At 54.3% G+C, this 15,603-nt stretch carries 10 protein-coding genes and 15 other annotated features; of the genes, 5 read left to right on the top strand and 5 right to left on the bottom strand.

The features are described 5' to 3' along the window. Positions 1-23 precede the first annotated feature (23 nt). Both yfhD and STM2566 read right to left on the bottom strand, forming a co-directional pair. Positions 24-1,581, bottom strand: a protein-coding gene (gene yfhD, locus STM2567) for a putative periplasmic amino acid binding protein (RefSeq protein NP_461502.1). Within the gene, positions 24-1,568 belong to an annotated coding region; the region does not span the whole gene. Next, positions 1,569-1,802: a putative periplasmic protein gene (locus STM2566; RefSeq protein ID NP_461501.1), complete on the bottom strand. Its 234-nt coding sequence runs from the start codon at positions 1,800-1,802 to the stop codon at positions 1,569-1,571. Before STM2566 ends, yfhD begins: the two co-directional genes overlap by 13 nt. Then, positions 1,576-1,581: a ribosome-binding site (putative RBS for yfhD; RegulonDB:STMS1H002667), on the bottom strand. It overlaps the preceding gene by 6 nt. Beyond that, positions 1,669-1,677 (top strand) — a -35 signal (putative -35_signal for purG; RegulonDB:STMLTH004558). Here STM2566 and purG point away from each other — a divergent pair. From purG to glnB, 5 genes are all read left to right on the top strand, one after another. Beyond that, the gene (purG, locus tag STM2565; RefSeq protein ID NP_461500.1) for a phosphoribosylformylglycinamidine synthetase occupies positions 1,669-5,711 on the top strand. Within the gene, positions 1,824-5,711 belong to an annotated coding region; the region does not span the whole gene. The two genes, STM2566 and purG, sit on opposite strands and share 134 nt — an antisense overlap. After that, positions 1,688-1,696 (top strand) — a -10 signal (putative -10_signal for purG; RegulonDB:STMLTH004558). It overlaps the preceding gene by 9 nt. After that, positions 1,735-1,753: a protein binding site (putative binding site for PurR, RegulonDB: STMS1H000344), on the top strand. Continuing rightward, positions 1,812-1,817: a ribosome-binding site (putative RBS for purG; RegulonDB:STMS1H002666), on the top strand. A 637-nt stretch (positions 5,712-6,348) precedes the next feature. Beyond that, a complete protein-coding gene (gene yfhK, locus STM2564; protein NP_461499.1) occupies positions 6,349-7,791 on the top strand; it encodes a putative sensory kinase in regulatory system in 1,443 nt (480 codons plus the stop codon). 1 nt (position 7,792) lies between these two features. Then, complete coding sequence (yfhG, locus tag STM2563) at positions 7,793-8,557, top strand: putative transcriptional regulator of two-component regulator protein (EBP familiiy) (RefSeq protein ID NP_461498.1); 765 nt, start codon at positions 7,793-7,795, stop codon at positions 8,555-8,557. Continuing rightward, positions 8,543-8,548 (top strand) — a ribosome-binding site (putative RBS for yfhA; RegulonDB:STMS1H002665). Its footprint overlaps the gene before it by 6 nt. Continuing rightward, positions 8,543-9,891, top strand: a protein-coding gene (gene yfhA, locus STM2562; RefSeq protein NP_461497.1) for a putative transcriptional regulator of two-component regulator protein. Within the gene, positions 8,554-9,891 belong to an annotated coding region; the region does not span the whole gene. The genes yfhG and yfhA overlap by 15 nt, the downstream gene beginning before the upstream one ends. Continuing rightward, positions 9,877-9,885: a -35 signal (putative -35_signal for glnB; RegulonDB:STMLTH004557), on the top strand. Its footprint overlaps the gene before it by 9 nt. After that, positions 9,877-10,306 (top strand): regulatory protein (P-II) for nitrogen assimilation by glutamine synthetase (ATase) gene (glnB, locus tag STM2561; protein NP_461496.1). Within the gene, positions 9,968-10,306 belong to an annotated coding region; the region does not span the whole gene. The genes yfhA and glnB overlap by 15 nt, the downstream gene beginning before the upstream one ends. Next, positions 9,893-9,901: a -10 signal (putative -10_signal for glnB; RegulonDB:STMLTH004557), on the top strand. It overlaps the preceding gene by 9 nt. Beyond that, positions 9,912-9,929, top strand: a protein binding site (putative binding site for PurR, RegulonDB: STMS1H000356). Further along, positions 9,958-9,963 (top strand) — a ribosome-binding site (putative RBS for glnB; RegulonDB:STMS1H002664). 48 nt (positions 10,307-10,354) lie before the next feature. Here glnB and yjdL read toward each other — a convergent pair. The 3 genes from yjdL to cadB all read right to left on the bottom strand — a co-directional run bounded on the left by yjdL (position 10,355) and on the right by cadB (position 15,595). Further along, the gene (gene yjdL, locus STM2560) for a putative POT family, di-/tripeptide transport protein (RefSeq protein ID NP_461495.1) occupies positions 10,355-11,826 on the bottom strand. Within the gene, positions 10,355-11,815 belong to an annotated coding region; the region does not span the whole gene. Next, positions 11,821-11,826, bottom strand: a ribosome-binding site (putative RBS for yjdL; RegulonDB:STMS1H002663). Its footprint overlaps the gene before it by 6 nt. A 44-nt stretch (positions 11,827-11,870) precedes the next feature. Then, positions 11,871-14,028, bottom strand: a protein-coding gene (cadA, locus tag STM2559) for a lysine decarboxylase 1 (protein NP_461494.1). Within the gene, positions 11,871-14,015 belong to an annotated coding region; the region does not span the whole gene. Continuing rightward, positions 14,023-14,028: a ribosome-binding site (putative RBS for cadA; RegulonDB:STMS1H002662), on the bottom strand. It overlaps the preceding gene by 6 nt. A gap of 69 nt (positions 14,029-14,097) precedes the next feature. Continuing rightward, positions 14,098-15,595, bottom strand: a protein-coding gene (gene cadB, locus STM2558; RefSeq protein ID NP_461493.1) for an APC family lysine/cadaverine transport protein. Within the gene, positions 14,098-15,429 belong to an annotated coding region; the region does not span the whole gene. Beyond that, positions 15,438-15,443, bottom strand: a ribosome-binding site (putative RBS for cadB; RegulonDB:STMS1H002661). (Overlaps the previous gene by 6 nt.) After that, positions 15,559-15,567: a -10 signal (putative -10_signal for cadB; RegulonDB:STMLTH004556), on the bottom strand. Next, positions 15,587-15,595: a -35 signal (putative -35_signal for cadB; RegulonDB:STMLTH004556), on the bottom strand. Positions 15,596-15,603: the final 8 nt, after the last annotated feature.

The following is a 15,603-nucleotide window of genomic DNA, read 5'->3' as shown; positions in this document are numbered from 1 at the left end:
CGCCATCCGATAAGACCATCGCGCTATTTTTCTTCTTTCTTCTGCGGCGTAAACAGTAAAGACGGCGAATGCGTCAGGTAGCCTGATGACTGCGATAAAAACGACAGGAAGGGGAAGGGGGCTTTATTCAGCTCCTCCGGCGACACCGCCGGGTAATCCTGCGCCAGTTTCATAGCTTCCGCTTCCTGCTTTTCTTTTTCCTGCAAATACCCCACCAAACTTATCTGGTATTTACGGATATTTTCCACATAAGCATAAGCCTCATGTCCACGCGCGTAACCGTAGGTTAGCTTACTGTAATACGGTTTTTGGCTTAACAGAGGCAAACGCTGCTTCACATCGGTCCAGCTATCCGGATTGCCTTTGGTTTTTACCGTCAACGATCTGGCATCGAGCATGTGCGCATAACCCATATTGTAGGCGGCTAAAGCAAACCAGATACGCTCGTCTTCCGGAACGGTTTCGGGAACTTTAGCCATCATATCTTCAAGATAGCGAGCGCCGCCGCTGATGCTTTGCTCCGCATCGGTACGGTCGGTCAGCCCCAGACTTTGGGCGGTATTTTTAGTCAGCATCATCAGGCCGCGCACGCCGGTTGGCGAGGTCGCCAGCGGGTCCCAGTGTGATTCCTGATAAGAAATCGCCGCCAGCAGGCGCCAGTCTATCTCTTTGGCATATTTTTTAAATAACGGTTCCAGCTCCGGCAGGACGTTATCTACCGCTCGCAGGAAAGAGCGGGTATCAACGTAGTCGAAATCATCGCCATGTCCCAGATATTTCTCTTCGATCCGCGCCAGAGAACCGTCTTCATTGATCGAATTGAAAAAATCGAGCAGCGCGGCGGAGAGCGTATTATCGTCGTCCAGTCGGCTAAACCAGGTCACGGGCTGTTCATCCGTGACATCCAGCGCCACGGCCAGCTCGGGATGAACGCGCTGAAACAGACTGATCGCCACTGAATCGGCAATGGTGTAATCCAGTTTGCCGCTGATGACCTCTTCCAGCAGCGTCGTCGAGCCTTTTTTATCATCCACTTTCCAGCTCAGGTCGGGAAACTTTGTCTCTTTTAAACGCTGTAAATCATTGACCACGACGTGCCCTGGCGCAATGGTAAGCTGATTCTCGTTAACGGTCGCCAGCGAACGTGGGCGATATTGTCCGACCCGGTAGACGAGCTGTTGCGAAACTGAATAATACATGGGGCCGGGCTGATAGTTTTTAACGCGTGCGCTGTCGTAGACCAGCCCAGCCGCGAGCAGGTCGGCATTGCCGTTATCCAGATCGTCAAACAACTGGCTGATATTCTGGCGCACCGTCACTTTCAGCTTCACGCCGAGATAGTTGGCGAACTGCTGCGCCAGTTCATAGTCCAGACCATATTTTTTACCGTTGATAACGGAATAGGTTAATGGCGAGTCGATCGTACTGACGCGCAGTACCCCCCGGGCTTGAATCGCGGCGATATGGTTTTCGGTTTTACCGAACCAGGGGATTGAGGGCCAAAGGGCTGCTGCCAGCAGCAGCGTCAATATGCCGATGAACAGATAATTAATCTTTAATTTTTTCAATTAGTTAATTCTCTGGATCGTGCGTTGCCTCGGGCTGAAAAAGATGTTTTGCTGCAATAGATAAGTCATTAATGAGCGGCATTTTGCGTAACAATGCGCCAGTTGGCAACTTATTCGCAACGATAGCCGCACCGTATGACAAGAAAAAGCGGTGATTTTATTTCTACGCAAACGGTTTCGTCGGCGCGTCAGATTCTTTATAATGACGGCCGTTTCCCCCCTTGCGCACACCAAAGCTTAGAAGACGAGAGACTTATGATGGAAATTCTGCGTGGTTCGCCTGCACTGTCTGCATTCCGTATCAATAAACTGCTGGCGCGCTTTCAGGCTGCCAACCTCCAGGTCCACAATATATACGCTGAGTATGTCCATTTTGCTGACCTGAACGCCCCGTTAAATGATAGCGAGCAGGCGCAGCTTACCCGTCTGCTGCAATACGGCCCGGCGCTTAGCAGCCATACGCCGGCGGGTAAACTCCTGTTGGTCACACCGCGTCCTGGTACCATCTCCCCCTGGTCTTCAAAAGCAACGGATATCGCCCACAACTGCGGCCTGCAACAGGTTGATCGTCTGGAGCGCGGCGTAGCGTACTATATCGAGGCTTCGACGTTGACGGCGGAACAGTGGCGACAAGTGGCCGCAGAGCTGCACGACCGTATGATGGAGACGGTGTTCTCTTCTTTAACCGATGCGGAAAAACTGTTTATCCACCATCAGCCTGCGCCGGTTTCCAGTGTCGATCTGCTGGGAGAAGGCCGTCAGGCGTTAATTGACGCCAACCTGCGTCTTGGTCTGGCGCTGGCGGAAGATGAAATCGACTATTTGCAGGAGGCGTTTACCAAACTGGGGCGCAACCCGAACGATATCGAACTGTACATGTTCGCCCAGGCGAACTCCGAGCACTGCCGCCACAAGATTTTTAACGCCGACTGGATTATCGACGGTAAACCGCAGCCGAAGTCGCTGTTTAAAATGATTAAAAACACCTTCGAAACCACGCCGGACTATGTGCTCTCTGCCTATAAAGACAATGCCGCGGTGATGGAAGGATCTGCGGTGGGGCGCTACTTCGCCGACCACAATACCGGCCGTTACGATTTTCATCAGGAGCCCGCGCACATTCTGATGAAGGTCGAAACGCATAACCACCCAACCGCCATCTCTCCGTGGCCGGGGGCGGCGACCGGTTCCGGCGGCGAAATTCGTGATGAAGGCGCCACCGGGCGTGGCGCGAAACCAAAAGCCGGGCTGGTGGGCTTCTCCGTTTCCAACCTGCGTATTCCGGGCTTTGAACAGCCGTGGGAAGAGGATTTTGGCAAGCCGGAACGTATTGTCACCGCGCTGGATATCATGACCGAAGGTCCGCTGGGCGGCGCGGCGTTTAACAACGAATTTGGTCGCCCGGCGCTGACCGGTTACTTCCGTACTTATGAAGAGAAAGTGAACAGCCACAACGGCGAAGAGCTGCGCGGCTACCATAAGCCGATCATGCTGGCGGGCGGGATCGGTAATATTCGCGCCGATCACGTGCAGAAAGGCGAGATCGTCGTGGGCGCGAAGCTGATCGTCCTTGGCGGCCCGGCGATGAATATCGGCCTCGGCGGCGGCGCGGCATCGTCAATGGCTTCCGGCCAGTCTGATGCGGATCTCGATTTTGCCTCTGTTCAGCGCGACAACCCGGAAATGGAACGCCGCTGCCAGGAAGTGATCGACCGCTGCTGGCAGTTGGGCGACGCTAACCCAATCTTGTTTATCCATGATGTGGGCGCGGGCGGTCTCTCCAACGCCATGCCGGAGCTGGTGAGCGACGGCGGGCGCGGCGGGAAATTCGAACTGCGCGACATTCTTAGCGACGAGCCGGGCATGAGCCCGCTGGAAATCTGGTGTAACGAATCCCAGGAGCGCTATGTGCTGGCGGTCGCGGCTGACCAGTTGCCGCTGTTCGATGAACTGTGTAAGCGCGAACGCGCGCCGTATGCGGTCATTGGCGACGCTACCGAAGAACAGCATCTCTCGTTGCATGATAACCATTTCGACAATCAGCCGATCGACCTGCCGCTGGATGTCCTGCTGGGCAAAACGCCGAAAATGACCCGCGATGTGCAAACATTGAAGGCGAAAGGCGATGCGCTGAACCGCGCGGATATCACGATTGCCGACGCGGTAAAGCGTGTTCTGCATCTGCCGACCGTGGCGGAAAAAACCTTCCTTGTCACTATTGGCGACCGTACCGTCACCGGTATGGTGGCGCGTGACCAGATGGTTGGCCCGTGGCAGGTCCCGGTGGCTGACTGCGCGGTCACTACCGCCAGCCTCGACAGCTACTACGGCGAAGCGATGTCGATTGGCGAGCGCGCGCCGGTGGCGCTGCTGGACTTTGCCGCCTCCGCCCGTCTGGCCGTCGGTGAAGCGTTGACTAACATTGCCGCGACGCAGATTGGCGATATCAAGCGCATTAAGCTTTCCGCTAACTGGATGGCGGCAGCCGGTCATCCTGGCGAAGATGCCGGTTTATATGACGCGGTTAAAGCGGTGGGAGAGGAACTCTGTCCGCAGCTTGGCCTGACTATTCCGGTGGGCAAAGATTCGATGTCGATGAAAACCCGCTGGCAGGAAGGCAACGAACAGCGCGAAATGACCTCGCCGCTGTCGCTGGTGATTTCCGCGTTTGCCCGCGTGGAAGACGTGCGTCACACCCTTACGCCGCAGCTTTCAACGGAAGATAACGCCTTGCTGCTGATCGATCTCGGCAAGGGCCACAACGCGCTGGGCGCAACGGCGTTGGCGCAGGTCTATCGTCAGCTTGGCGACAAACCCGCGGACGTGCGTGACGTCGCGCAACTGAAAGGCTTCTATGACGCCATGCAGGCGCTGGTCGCTGCGCGTAAATTACTGGCCTGGCACGACCGTTCCGACGGCGGTCTGCTGGTGACGCTGGCCGAGATGGCCTTTGCCGGCCACTGCGGCGTGCAGGTCGATATTGCCGCGCTGGGCGATGACCATCTGGCCGCACTGTTCAACGAGGAGCTGGGCGGCGTGATTCAGGTACGCGCTGAAGACAGAGACGCGGTCGAAGCGCTATTGGCGCAGTACGGCCTTGCTGACTGCGTCCACTACCTTGGTCAGGCCCTGGCTGGCGATCGCTTTGTGATTACCGCTAATGACCAGACGGTATTCAGCGAAAGCCGCACTACACTGCGTGTCTGGTGGGCGGAAACCACCTGGCAGATGCAGCGTCTGCGCGACAATCCGCAATGTGCCGACCAGGAACACGAGGCGAAAGCGAATGATACCGATCCGGGCCTCAACGTGAAGCTGTCGTTTGATATTAATGAAGATATCGCCGCGCCGTACATTGCGACAGGCGCACGACCGAAAGTCGCTGTACTGCGCGAGCAGGGGGTGAACTCTCACGTGGAGATGGCGGCGGCGTTCCATCGTGCGGGCTTTGACGCGATTGACGTCCATATGAGCGACCTGCTGGGCGGTCGTATCGGTCTGGGTAACTTCCATGCGCTGGTGGCTTGCGGCGGCTTTTCCTACGGCGACGTGCTGGGGGCGGGCGAAGGCTGGGCGAAATCCATTCTGTTTAACCATCGGGTGCGCGACGAATTCGAAACCTTCTTCCATCGTCCGCAGACGCTGGCGCTGGGCGTGTGCAACGGTTGCCAGATGATGTCGAATCTGCGCGAGCTGATCCCGGGCAGCGAACTGTGGCCGCGTTTTGTACGTAACCATTCTGACCGCTTCGAAGCCCGCTTCAGCCTGGTAGAAGTGACGCAAAGCCCATCGCTGCTGCTGCAAGGAATGGTAGGCTCACAGATGCCGATTGCGGTTTCCCATGGGGAAGGGCGCGTTGAGGTGCGTGACGATGCGCATCTTGCCGCGCTTGAGAGCAAAGGCCTGGTCGCTCTGCGCTACGTTGATAACTTTGGTAAGGTGACCGAAACCTATCCGGCTAACCCGAACGGTTCGCCGAACGGCATCACGGCGGTGACGACCGAAAACGGTCGGGTGACGATTATGATGCCGCATCCGGAACGCGTATTCCGCACCGTCGCCAACTCCTGGCACCCGGAAAACTGGGGCGAGGATAGCCCGTGGATGCGTATCTTCCGTAATGCGCGTAAGCAGCTTGGTTAATTAGCCCGATAGCCATTAAGCCCCTCTTCACGAGGGGCTTTTTTGTAGACGGCGCTTATCAGGCCCACGGGGAAGCGCGGTTGTAGCTACCGTCTTGAACGTCAAGCGGTAGGCCGGATAAGGCGTTTACGCCGCCATCCGGCAATAAACTAGCGCTTATGCCGCAAGATTAAAGTGTCGGGAAATCCCGACATGAGTGGGGGATAGGTTGTCGCCAAAAAGAGACATTTAACTATTTGATTTTAAATTGTTTTATTTTTAGGTGTTGCAGGTGTTGCTGATTGGCGACAGAAAGGGCAAAAAACAGACAGAGCCATTTTTAGCATGAATAACGATATTTTTCATATCTATCATTATGTTAACAAATTCTTTTGAATGTTGGCACAATTACTGCATAATGGTAACCAGTGGCTCATTCACCTTCTTATGTCAGCCCCTTAGGGACGCGCTACATAAACTTCGAATGACGCACAACAAGGTGCCTGCCGTCCAACTTCTGATAACAGCGTAGCTTTATCAACCTCCGGGCGAAACGTCGAGTTAGGCACCGCCTTATTCCATAACAAAGCCGGGTTTAGCCCGGCTTTGTTGTATCTGGCGCTTCCCTCGGTTAGCATCTTTTTTATTCTTCTTTTATGTGAGCGACACGTTGAAGCGCTGGTCTGTTTTCCCCCGTTCTTTACGACAATTGGTCATGCTGGCCTTTTTGCTGATCCTGCTGCCGTTGCTGGTTCTGGCCTGGCAGGCGTGGCAAAGCCTTAACGCGTTAAGCGATCAGGCTGCGGTGACTAACCGCAGCACGCTTATTGACGCCCGGCGCAGCGAGGCGATGACCAACGTCGCGCTGGAGATGGAGCGAAGCTACCGACAGTATTGCGTGCTTGACGATCCGACGCTGGCAAAAGTGTATCAAAGCCAGCGTAAGCGCTATAGCGATATGCTGGACGCCCATGCCGGCGTCTTGCCGGATGATAAGTTGTATCAGGCGTTACGCCAGGATTTAAACGCGCTGGCGCAATTGCAGTGTAAAGATAGCGGCCCGGAAGCGGCAGCGGCCGCGCGCCTGGAGGCCTTTGCCAACGCGAATACGGAAATGGTGCAGGCGACGCGTACCGTGGTTTACTCGCGCGGGCAGCAGTTACAACAAGAAATCGCCGAGCGCGGACAATTTTTCGGCTGGCAGGCGCTGGTGCTATTTCTGGTGAGCCTGGCGATGGTGCTACTTTTTACCCGCATGATTATCGGGCCGGTGAAAGGAATTGAACGGATGATTAATCGCCTGGGCGAAGGCCGTTCTTTGGGGAATACCGTCACCTTTACCGGTCCGCGTGAATTACGATCGGTGGGGCAGCGCATTATCTGGCTGAGTGAGCGTCTGGCGTGGCTGGAATCCCAGCGCCATCAGTTTCTACGTCACCTGTCCCATGAGCTGAAAACCCCGCTGGCCAGTATGCGCGAGGGGACTGAGCTGCTGGCCGATCAGGTGGTTGGGCCGCTGACGCCGGAGCAAAAAGAGGTGGTCGATATTCTGGATGACAGCAGTCGTAATTTACAAAAATTGATTGAGCAATTGCTTGATTACAACCGGAAACTGGTAGACAGTGCCACAGAGCTGGAAGCGGTCGATATCGCGCCGCTTGTGGATATGGTGGTTTCCGCCCACAGTTTGCCTGCCCGCGCTAAAATGATGCATACCGATGTCGACCTGGAGGCCGAACGCTGCATAGCAGAGCCCATGTTGCTGATGAGCGTGCTGGATAATCTCTATTCCAACGCGGTGCACTATGGCGCTGAATCCGGTAACATTTGTATCCGTAGTCGCTCTCAGGGCTCCACGGTTTATATCGATGTGGTTAATAGCGGCGAGCCGATTCCGCAAACCGAAAGAGAAATGATTTTTGAGCCTTTTTTCCAGGGAAGCCACCAGCGAAAAGGGGCGGTAAAAGGCAGTGGGTTAGGGCTGAGTATCGCCAGAGATTGTATTCGTCGAATGCAGGGAGAGATCCAACTGGTGGATGACAACGCGCAGGAAGTTTGTTTTCGCATCTCGCTGCCATTGCCTGCATCTGACAAACACTAATATGAATTTAAGCCTGGTGCGTATGTCACACGTTTTCGTCCAAACTATTAAACGATGCCTTTTGCGGTGGGGAATACCGGTGGGCATATCGTGTCTGGCGCTGACCGCATGTGTTCCCCATGCTTCACAGCAACTGCCCGGTAGCGCAGCGCAGGACACGCTCCCCCATTATCAACTGGCGGATTATCTCCCGACGGCGTGCGCGGATATCTGGTCGCTACGCGGGCAGGCGGTGGAGACGAATCCGCTGTACTGGCTACGCACGATTGACTGCGCCGATCGTCTGATGCCGGTTCAGTCGCGCGCAGAGGCGCGCGCGTTGACGGATGATAACTGGCAAAATGCCTTCAGGCGCGGGATTTTACTGGCGGATGCAAAAATTACGCCGCCGGAGCGGCGCGCCATAGTGACCCGTCTGGAGGCGTTAAGCGCGCAAATACCGGCTCAGGTACGGCCCGTCTACCAAATCTGGCATGACGGTCAGGCGCTGCAACTGGCGCTTTCTGCCGAACGTCAGCGTTATAGCAAACTCCAGCAAATGTCAGATAGTGAGCTGGATGCGCTGCGCCAGCAGCAACAGGCCTTGCAAACGCAGCTCGATCTTACCACCCGTAAGCTGGAGAGTTTAACCGATATTGAGCGCCAGCTTTCGACACGAAAACCGGCAGGGAATTACAACGCCGATACGCCGCATACGAATGACAAACCCGCGACGTCTGAAGATGGCGCGGCGCCGTCGCCGTCACAAGATGAGGTAACGCCATGATAAGCCGTAAACCGGCGCACCTGCTGCTGGTCGATGACGATCCCGGATTACTGAAATTGCTCGGTATGCGCCTGACCAGTGAAGGATACAGCGTCGTGACCGCAGAGAGCGGCCAGGAAGGACTACGGGTACTACATCGGGAAAAAGTGGATCTGGTAATAAGCGACCTGCGCATGGACGAAATGGATGGTATGCAACTGTTCACAGAAATTCAGAAAGTACAGCCGGGAATGCCGGTTATCATTCTGACGGCGCATGGTTCTATTCCGGATGCGGTGGCCGCTACCCAGAAAGGCGTATTCAGCTTTTTGACGAAGCCGATCGACAGAGACGCGTTATATAAAGCGATAGATGAAGCGCTGGAGCAGTCCGCTCCCGCGACGGACGATAGCTGGCGCAACGCTATCGTTACCCGTAGCCCGCTGATGCTGCGACTGCTTGAACAGGCGCGCATGGTCGCGCAGTCGGATGTCAGCGTATTGATTAACGGACAAAGCGGCACCGGGAAAGAGATTTTCGCACAGGCGATTCATAATGCCAGCCCGCGCAGTAACAAGCCGTTTGTCGCCATTAACTGCGGCGCGTTACCGGAACAGTTGCTGGAGTCCGAATTATTCGGCCATGCGCGCGGCGCCTTTACCGGCGCAGTGAGCAATCGTGAAGGGTTGTTCCAGGCGGCGGAAGGCGGCACGCTGTTTCTGGATGAAATTGGCGATATGCCCGCGCCGTTACAGGTGAAGCTGCTGCGGGTGTTACAGGAGCGCAAAGTCAGGCCGCTGGGCAGCAATCGCGATATTGATATCGACGTGCGAATTATTTCCGCGACGCACCGCGATCTGCCGAAGGCGATGGCGCGGGGCGAATTTCGTGAAGATTTGTACTACCGGCTGAATGTCGTGAGCCTGAAAATTCCGGCGCTGGCGGAGCGTACCGAGGATATTCCGCTGCTGGCTAATCATCTGCTCAGACAGTCGGCACAGCGGCATAAACCGTTTGTTCGCGCCTTTTCTACTGATGCAATGAAACGGCTGATGACGGCAAGCTGGCCGGGCAACGTGCGCCAACTGGTCAACGTCATTGAACAATGCGTGGCGTTAACTTCTTCGCCGGTGATCAGCGATGCGTTGGTCGAGCAGGCGCTGGAAGGCGAAAACACCGCGCTGCCAACTTTTGCCGAAGCGCGAAACCAATTTGAACTGAACTATCTGCGCAAGTTACTGCAAATTACCAAAGGTAACGTGACGCACGCGGCAAGGATGGCGGGGCGCAACCGCACGGAATTCTATAAGCTACTCTCCCGTCACGAACTGGATGCGAATGATTTCAAAGAGTAGTTTTCATGCCGTAAAGTAGCGCGAAATATGTTACGTTTAACCGATCAAAACACAGGCGACCTTTTCAAGGAATAGCATGAAAAAGATTGATGCGATTATTAAACCCTTCAAGCTGGACGATGTCCGTGAAGCGCTGGCCGAGGTAGGTATTACCGGCATGACGGTCACTGAAGTCAAAGGTTTTGGCCGTCAAAAAGGCCACACCGAGCTGTATCGCGGCGCGGAATATATGGTGGATTTTCTGCCGAAGGTAAAAATTGAAATCGTTGTGCCTGACGACATCGTGGATACCTGTGTTGATACCATCATTCGTACCGCGCAGACGGGGAAAATCGGCGACGGTAAGATCTTTGTCTTTGATGTCGCCCGCGTTATTCGTATCCGTACTGGCGAAGAAGACGACGCGGCTATCTGATGTGCCGATTCGCTGCCCGTCTCCTCCTTGTGGGCAGCGAACCACCGTTTAATCGCCCTGCGGTAGCGCCGATGTAGTCCGGGTGCAAACCCATCTCAGGCCGACAATGGCGACGATCAGCGCCACGCAACTTAGCGTCCACTCGCCCATTTGCGAGAAAAAGTGTCCGTAGGCGGCTACCGCCGTATCACTAATTTGCGATTCCGTGGTTTGTTGCGCGACCACGCCAGCCAGCCAGTTAGCGACCGCGCCGGTCGCCAGCATATAAATACCGGTCAGTACGCCCGTGACGCCAGGCAGGTTGAGGCGGGTAATTTGCGCCATCGCGACCGGATCAATAAACAGTTCCGCAAAGCCCATCAGCGCCAGCCCTGCGATCATCATTCCCATTGATGCCTGCCCGTCTAACCGGGCCTGATGCGCGTTTAGCGCCAGCAGCATAAAACCGCCGCCCATCAATACCAGCCCCACGGCAAATTTAAGCCAGACGCGCAGCACCGAGCGGGCGCTCTCTTTCGGGCTGCTCAGCCACGCCAGCACCACGCCCGCCGCCATCACCGCAATCGCATTGACCGACTGGAACAATGCGGTGGGGACGGTCATGTTTAGCCAGTGGCGGTTGACAAAACGGTCGATGAATAAACTGATCGAACTTCCGCCCTGCTGCGCCAGAACCCAGAAGAGAGTGCCGGTGATCATTAACAGAACGATTTGCCACAAGGCGCGACGGTGTTCGGGAAATTTAACCATAATACGGGCGATAAGTTGCGCCGCGAAGACGCAGACAATGGCCAGCACATAGCCAGACCAGTTATTTTCCAGCAGGAGGGTGAAGAATACCGGTGCGATACACAGCATTAATACCAGCCAACCCCAGGTTGGAAGGGCGAATTTAACCGCCCGCAGCGCGGGGCGATTAACACCGCGCGTCTGCTGAAAGTGGCGATGACCGCTTAAAAAGATGAGCAGGCCGATGAACATTCCCACGCCCGCCAGCGCAAAGCCGACATGCCAGCCATACCACTGCGCCGCCAGACCACAGGCGATCGGCGCGGCTATCGATCCAATATTCCCGGCGGCGTAGAGCAGCGAGAATCCCCCGTCGCGGCGGTTGTCATCAGGGGCGTAAAGTTCGCCCAGCAGACAGCTAATATTGGATTTAAACAAGCCGTAGCCGCAGATAATAATGGCCAGCGCCGCATATAAACTCAACGTTGAATCAGATTCTAAGCCCAATACCACATGACCCAGCGTCATCAACAGGGCGCCGGTGATAACCGCCACGCGGTTGCCAAGCAGGCGGTCGGCAAGCCAGCCGCCAAGAATAGGGGTAACGTAAACTAAAGAGGCGTAGGCGCTGAAGAGGTTGATCGCGTGGCTGTCATTAAAACCAAGCTGGTGGGTAAGATAAAGGATGAGTAAGGCACGCATGCCGTAAAAGCTGAAGTATTCCCAAATTTGAATCGCCACGATGTAAAAAATCGCGCGCGGTTGTGAGGGTGTTTTCATAAAGTCTCCTTGCTGCGTGAAAAAAGGGAAGTGGCAAGCCACTTCCCTTTGGTACTTATTTCGTATTTTCTTTCAGCACCTTAACGGTGTAACGTCCGTCTGCCTGACGATAGGCGCCGTGGATATCGGTTTCGAAGCCCGGATAGTGGGCGCCGATTTCGCACAGCATTTGCAGGAATTCCAGTACCGGACGGCTTTCCTCGGTGATCATTTCACCAGGCATCACCAGCGGCACTCCCGGAGGGTAAGGAAGGATCATGTTGGCGTTGACGCGTCCAACCATCTCTTCAAGATACACCTCTTCCGTTTCGCCATGCAGCTCTTTCTGGAACGCAGTATACGGCGTCATCACCATTTTCGGCAGCACTTCAAACGCACGGTACATTAAGTCCGGCAGATTATGATGTTCGACCAGTTTATGAATATTCTGCGCCAGTTCCTGGATGCGCATATTTTCATAAAACTCAGGCGCTTCGCGGTACAGTGCCGGCAGAATGTTTTTGACGCGCAGGTTCAGGTCAAAGGCGCGTTTAAATTCAGTGAGCGCGCGCAGCAGGCTCAGAGCTTTGGTTTTGTCGATACCAATGCTGAACAGGAACAGCAGGTTGTATGGACCGGTTTTTTCTACGATGATGCCGCGTTCATCGAGATATTTGGCGACCAGACTTGCCGGAATACCGAACTCATCCATCGTACCGTCTTTCTTCATCCCCGGCGTCAGGATAGTGACTTTGATCGGGTCGAGGTACATGTGTTCGTTATCGATATTTTTGAAGCCATGCCATGCGCTATCTGAACGCAGCGGCCAGCACTCAGCTCCATCGATATGTTCCGGCTGCCATACGTCAAAGAACCAGCCGTCAGATTCGCTTTTCAGGCGTTTAATTTCTTTACGGAATTTAATCGCACGTTCAATAGAGCCGTTAATCAGGCGTTTACCCGCATTACCTTTCATCATCGCCGCTGCGGTTTCAGTAGACGCTACGATACCGTAGTGCGGAGAAGTGGTGGTATGCATCATGTAGGCTTCGTTAAAGGTTTCTTCGTTAATGTCGCCTTTAACATGAATCATGGATGCCTGTGAAAACGCCGCCAGCAGTTTATGCGTGGACTGGGTTTCATAAATGATTTTGCCTTCCACACGGTCGCCGCTCATACCGCATTTACCCTGATAAATAGGGGAGAAATTGGTATAAGGCACCCAGGCGGAGTCAAAATGAATGGACTTCACATCCAGAGTTTTCTTGATGTAGTCAGTGTTATACAACAGACCGTCATAGGTTGAGTTAGTAATAACAGCATGGACCGGCCAGGTTGCGTTAGGCGTCTCTTTTACCCGTTTAGCGATAGTGGCGTGCTGGAACTCGCTTTGCGGAATACCGCCAAGAATACCGTAGGCGTTACGGGTTGGGCGGAAATAAATCGGCGTAATGTCGCTCATCATCATCAGATGGGTCAGCGATTTATGGCAGTTACGGTCAATCAGTACCGTGCTGCCTGCCGGCGCGGAGTACATACCGACGATTTTGTTCGCCGTAGAGGTGCCGTTCGTCACCATGTAGCTACGTTCGGCGTTAAAGACGCGGGCGATATACTCTTCCGCTTCTTTATGCGGGCCGGAGTGGTCCAGCAGCGAACCCAGTTCAGAAACGGAAATCGAAATATCGGATTTCATCGTGTTCGGGCCGAAGAAATCATAAAAGATGCTGCCGACGGGGCTTTTCTGGAAAGCGGTCCCGCCCATGTGGCCAGGCGTACAGAAAGTATATTTCCCTTCGCGCACATATTTGAACAGCGCTTTTGTCAGCGGCGGCAGAATATTGTCGATGTATTCATCGGTATTCTGGCGAATTTTCGCCGCGATATCGGCTGCGGCGCCTAAAGCATATTCAAAGAAGCGAACCTGCATTCTCAGATCGTTGAGGCTGACGTCCAGCGTAGAGTAGCTGTTGGCGAAGGCGTACAGCGGCATATACTCGTTCAGCTTGCTAATCTCTTCGCAAAGCTCAAGGTTATATTTATCCCAGTCGAAAATGACGCCGCAAAGGCGGGAGTTATTTTCAATCAGCTTCAGCAGGTCTTCTCGGTCGTTTGGATAGACGATACGGAAATTTAAACCTTCCAGTGCACGATGCAGTTCACGAATAGGCTCTTCTTTAAAGTAGACGCCCATGTGGTTCATGATAGCAATAACGTTCATAGTCTTGTTCCTGGTAAAGTGGGCCCCTCCCGCTACGCTATAGCAGGTGACGAAAGGGGCTTTGAGAAAAAGGAGTTAGCGGTTAAAGCGCTTCAGCCGTATTGTTGTCGCTGTCGTTGTTCTGGCGCTGGTGCATTTTGCGACCGTAGAACATCAGGATGATCAGACTGACGATAAAGGTGCCGGAGAGTTCGAAGGAGCTGGCGCCCATCAGTGCGATGAAGCAAAATGCGCAGCCCAGTACAGAACAAATCAGGCTTACCGAGTTACGGATGTTGAACCCTTCGAAGCGAATCAGGTCAACACAGGAGTAGAAGTACGGCAGCATGGTAAGCAGTACGGCAATCCCGGTCAGTTCGCCGAACAGGTCGGACGCTTTACCGCCGCTGGAGTTCATGATGGTGATCAGAATCATCAGCGCCGTCATTTTCACCGCAGCCAACAGCAGACCTTTTTTCGGAATACCGTTTTTATCCATTTCACCGTAAATTTTCGGGAAGTTGCCGTCGTTGGCGGCGCGAACCCCAGCCTGGCCGACCAGCATCATCCAGGAGCCCAGAGACGTCAGGCAGGCGAAAGCGGTAAAGGCGGAAACCAGCGGCGCAGCCCAGCCACCCAGAATCGTGGAGGTACTGATAGCGAACGGCGCGCCGGAAGAGGCCATAACGGAAGCTGGGAACATCCCGGCGATAACCTGAGTCGCAGCGATATAGATGATGCCTGCCAGCGCGGTACCCAGCATGGTTGCCAGCGGTACGGTGCGTTTCGGGTTTTTCACCATGCCGGTGCTGACGGCGGCAGACTCAACGCCAACGAACGCCCACAGGCAGAGCAGAATACTTTTAACAATGGCGTGAGAGTCGGTCGTCGTGGACGTGTTCCAGTTCGCGTGATAGGTCGCGATATCGAACCAATGCCAGCCGGCGACTGCGGTCAAGACTACCGGGATCAGCACCAGGAATAGGCCAATCGTTGTCAAGCGGCTGACCCAGGCCCCACCCAGCATATTAATAAAGGTGAACAGCCAGACGATAGCAATACAGGCAATACCTGCCGGTATTGGATTATTTAATGCCGGGAAGAACGTAGAAAGATAAGAAACCGCGGTAATACCGATGGCTAAGTTACCAATCCAGTTTGCGTGATAATAAAGAACGCCGGTCTGGAAACCAAACGCCGGAGATATTTCCCCAGCATAAGCGATAGGGCCACCCTGTTGAGGGTTTTTGGTTGCCAGCCTCGCATAAACATAAGCCAGCGACATTGCCCCAATAATAGAAATTACCCAGCCCCAGATGGCAATGCCACCAATACTGGCAAGGTTGGCGGGTAATAATGCAATCCCGCTCCCCATCATATTACCGGCAACGACGCCAGTACAGGCAAATAGCCCGATCTTTTTGACAGAACTCATGTTCATTTCTCCTGAGCTGTATTTTTAAGAACCGGGCTTATGCTTCATATATGCTGCGTGCCCGTTCAACTGTCGACAAGATTAACGAATGGGTTGAGATAAGTCCTAAAGAAAAAGTGAAATAAACACAAACATGAAAAAACTGATAGATTGATTTTTTTGAATTAACATATA

Origin of the sequence: Salmonella enterica subsp. enterica serovar Typhimurium str. LT2 (assembly GCF_000006945.2) — a bacterium.
In the GTDB taxonomy this organism is placed as follows: domain Bacteria; phylum Pseudomonadota; class Gammaproteobacteria; order Enterobacterales; family Enterobacteriaceae; genus Salmonella; species Salmonella enterica.
Note: the sequence above shows the minus strand (reverse complement) of the source record. Positions and strands in the feature narration are given on the sequence as shown.